The organism is Chloroflexus sp. (genome assembly GCF_034435895.1).
Taxonomy (GTDB): Bacteria; Chloroflexota; Chloroflexia; order Chloroflexales; family Chloroflexaceae; genus Chloroflexus.
The window spans coordinates 1-4,054 of the sequence record NZ_DAOTWH010000329.1; the positions used below are offsets into that span (position 1 = coordinate 1).

Annotated in this window: 3 protein-coding genes and 1 pseudogene; all 4 read left to right on the forward strand. The window is 61.9% G+C overall.

Annotation, left to right across the window (positions count from 1 at the left end):
• Positions 1-514: pseudogene (locus U9R81_RS18230) on the forward strand (aspartate aminotransferase family protein); the annotation flags it as partial.
• 170 nt (positions 515-684) lie between these two features.
• Entirely contained in the window at positions 685-1,611 is a 927-nt protein-coding gene (locus tag U9R81_RS18235; protein ID WP_322496836.1) for an undecaprenyl-diphosphate phosphatase, read from the forward strand.
• A 376-nt stretch (positions 1,612-1,987) separates the two neighbouring features.
• Positions 1,988-3,127: a tyrosine-type recombinase/integrase gene (locus tag U9R81_RS18240; protein ID WP_322496837.1), complete on the forward strand. Its 1,140-nt coding sequence runs from the start codon at positions 1,988-1,990 to the stop codon at positions 3,125-3,127.
• Between the two features lie 140 nt (positions 3,128-3,267).
• Positions 3,268-4,054 (forward strand): nitrogenase component 1 (locus U9R81_RS18245; RefSeq protein WP_322496838.1); only part of this gene is annotated, 787 nt, incomplete at its 3' end.

Below are 4,054 nucleotides of genomic sequence, written 5' to 3' on the forward strand. Positions count from 1 at the left end.
CGCCGGCAGGGCCGAGCTGCTCGACCTGCTGGACCACGACGAGCAGGGGCCGCGCGGGCGCATTCGCCAACAAGGCACCTTTAACGCCAATCCGCTTTCGGCAGCGGCGGGGATCGCGATGCTGCGCGCCGTCGCGACCGGTGAACCCGGCGCGATCGCAGCGCAACGCGGCGAATTGCTGGTCAAGATGCTGAACGAACTCTTTGCTAGCAAGGGGTTGCGCGGGTGGACGGCTTTCGGCGATGGCTCAATTTTCCACATCTTCGTTGATCCAGCTACCGATCTTGCCCCCGGCGACATCCCACGCAATCTGCCGCTCGCGACACTTAAGCGCGGCGGCGATGCCCGGCTTTTGCGCCGGTTGCGCATGGCACTGCACCTCAACGGTGTCGATCTGATGCGTGGACGGAGCGGGTTTGTCTCGGCGGTGCATAGCGAGGCGGATATTCGCGCAACGGTCGCGGCAGTGGCGGCGTCAATTGAGATGGTGTTGCATGAGGATGAGGGTGTGTAGTGAGAGTGCGGCAGTATGATCGCCGCACTCTGTAGAAACCATCCCATCCAATGGGATGCGGCAGTTGCCCTGCCGCACGCCATAATAGAGCAGTCGATTCAGCGGACGGCGGCAGTTGCATTGCCGCACGCCATACGCGAGCAGTCTATAAATAAGGTTTGAATTCCATCATGCAAACACAATCGATCGCGCTGCCTCGTTCCAGTCTCTTCATCGGGTTTGCTGTCTTGCTCGCTTTCGCCTTGCTCATCACCGCGCCTGCCAATCCCGATTGGTGGCAGGTGGTGGTGTTGGGGATTGTGCAAGGCATCACCGAATGGCTGCCGATCTCTTCGACCGCGCACCTTTTGCTGACCAGCCAATTGCTCAACTATCAGGGCAGCATCGGTGGCACCTTTGAGATTGCGATCCAGTTCGGCACCGTCTGTTCAGTGTTGCTCTTTTACTGGCGCGATCTACTCGGCCAAGCCAATGCGCTGATTGGGCGCGGCGATCCGGCGGCGATCGCCACCGCGCGCAAGCTCTGGCTCGGCGTGATCATTGCTTTTGTGCCGGCGGCAGCGGTAGGCATTGTGGCCCGTGACTTTATCAAAGCAGTGTTGTTTGAGTCGCCGTTAGTCATCGCGACGGCGTTGATCATCGGCGGGATCATCTTTCTCTGGATTGAGCGGGGCAACGCCAAGCGCCGCACCAACGCCGCGGTTGACTTTGCCGCCGTCTCGAACCGGCGGGCCTTGACGGTCGGTATCGCTCAAATCTTCGCGCTGGTACCAGGAGTCTCGCGCTCTGGGGCGTCGATTGCCGGTGGGTTGCTGGCCGGCTTCGACCGGCCCACCGCGACGGCGTTTTCGTTTTACCTTGCTATCCCGACGCTTGGCGCGGCGACGCTGGTTGACGTGATCGGCAGCCTCGACCAGATTCAGGCCGCCGATTGGGGCCGGCTGTTGCTCGGCGCTACGGTAGCGATGATTGTCGGGTATGGTTGTATCGGCTGGTTGCTGCGCTATATCGCCACCCACAACTTCACCGTATTCGGTTATTACCGGATTGTGGCTGGGGTGCTGATTATTGGCGCAGTCGCGCTGGGGGTGTTGTAGGAATAGCCACGAAAAGACACAAAACACACATACAACTTTTGTGCTGCTTGTGGCTTTTGGTGGCTATGGTCACATCTCCCCTCCCCCAGCGAGGGAGGGGCTAGGCGTGGGGGCCATATCCCCGCAGCAGTGGAAACAACGGAATAGCCACGAAAAGACACAACAGACACATACAACTTTTGTGCTGCTTGTGGCTTTTGGTGGCTATGGTCACATCTCCCCTCCCCCGGCGGGGGAGGGTCCGGAGGTGGGGGCACTTCCCCGCAGCGGTGGCAGGAGAATAGTCACGAAAAGACACAAAACACACATACAACTTTTGTGCTGCTTGTGGCTTTTGGTGGCTATTCCATCTTACGGCTATTCTACTTGTACCATTATGACGGATCTGACTGAACAACCACTTACACCTGACACGCCTATCGCCGGCGCCGGCGCGATCTGGCTGGCGCGGCTATCCAGCGCCGGCCTCGCCGAGAGCGATGACGACGACGAACTCGATGAGGATACCCGCGAGCGCCAGCGCCACCATGCGCGCCAGACTATCGCCAGCTACGAGACGGCGGTGCGCATCTTTACCCGTTGGGCCGAACGTAACGGGAAAAACCGGCTGGGAGATTTGCAGATTGGCGATTTGGTGTCATACGCGCGCGCGCTGCGCAAACGCAGCTACGACCTCTCGCAGCGAGCGGCGACAGCGCGGGCGGGCGGTCAAAGCGAACGGCTCTCTGAGCGCACGGTGCATGCCTACGTGCGCCCGCTGTTTGGCTTTCTGGCGCTGGCTGACTCGCAAGGGGCGATCCCGTTTCGCGTCGCCGCGGCTCGCCCCGAAGTGAGCCGGGTCTTGCCGCGCCTGCCCACCCCGATCGCACCCACTCCGCCCGATCTACGCCGGTTAGTGCGTTTTTATGACAAGCCATCCGGTGAGGAACGTGAGCGGCAGATGCTGACCCGCCTGCGCAACGCTGCACTGCTGCACCTGCTCTTCTCCAGCGGGGCGCGCATCTCCGAGGCGCTCAGCCTCGATGTCGGCGATGTGGCGCGCGACCGGCGCATCTTGCCGCGGGTGATCGTACGCGGCAAAGGCCGGCGCGAAGGCACCCTCTTCATCCGCAAACACGCCGAACAGGCTCTGCACCGCTACCTCGCCGCGCGGAACTGGCCGCCGGCCCGCGAACCGCTGTTTATCGCCTTCGACCCGCGCACCGGCGGCGGCAGGCTGTCGCGGATCAGCGGCTGGCGGATTGTCACCGGCGCAGCCAACGCGCTGGCCGATCAGCTTGTGTGGGAAGGCAAAGCTGACGAGGCCGAATTGTTACGTCAAGTCACGCCACACACTTTCCGCCACTTTGTCGGCTATCATCTGCTCAACGAGGGGGTTGCCCTCGCTGAAGTGTCGCAAATCTTGCGCCACCGCAGCGTCGAAGTGACGCGCAGCTTCTACGCCAGCTACGCTGACGTGCAACTGCAAGAGGTGCATGACCAGTTTAGCGCCGATCCGTGGCCGCTGGATGAATAGGGCACGGATAGCCGATCCGTGGCTCATCCCGCACCATAGCAATTAAGCAAGAAAATTGCTGTATAATACCGACTATTCACGTCCCTGTTTGATCATCCCGGCATGCAGCAGAGCGGCTGTGTCCGGGCAGAGGAGTTGTTATGGCCGAGATCATTCCCCTGACGCCGGCCGACGCCGAGGACCCCGCCGAACCGTTTCGCGGCGGCGCGTGCAAGCTCCATCCGCAGACGATGTGCCCTGCGTTTGGCGCGTTGCGCGTGTTGACCCGGATCGAGGGCGCGCAGCCGGCAATGGTGACCGATACCGGCTGTCTGTACGGGTTGACGTTTGTCACCCACTTTTACGCGGCGCGCAAAAGCATCGTCGCGCCGGCGCTCGGCACGGCTGAGCTGTCGAGCGGCAAGGTGCAAGAGGCGGCCAACGCGGCGATTGCCGAAGCGGCGACGGCGGCCAATACGTCGTTTATCCCAGTGATTTCGCTCTGTGTGGCTGAAACGGCCGGGTTGGCCGAGGAGCTGCTGCCGAAAGAGGTTGACGGCAAGCCGGTGATTTTGGTGCGGGTGCCGGCCTACGCGATCCATTCTCACCCCGAAGCGAAAGATGTGGCGCTAGCGGCGGTGATGCGGCGGTTTGTTGATACCAGCGGCGAGCACGAACCGGGCACGCTGGCGCTGATTGGCGAGGTCTTTCCGGCTGATCCGTTGTTGATCGATGGTGTGCTGCGCAAAATGGGTGGACGGGTGGTGACGACTCTCCCCGGCCGGCACGTCGATGAGATTAAGCAGGCCGGGCGAGCAGTGGCGGTGGCGGCGCTCCACCCCTTCTACCGCGAGACGATCGGCGTCTTGCGCGAGCGGGGTGTCGGAATACAACGAAGCGCACATCCCGAACGCACTCCATATCCATGCAGGGCGCGTACTGCAACGC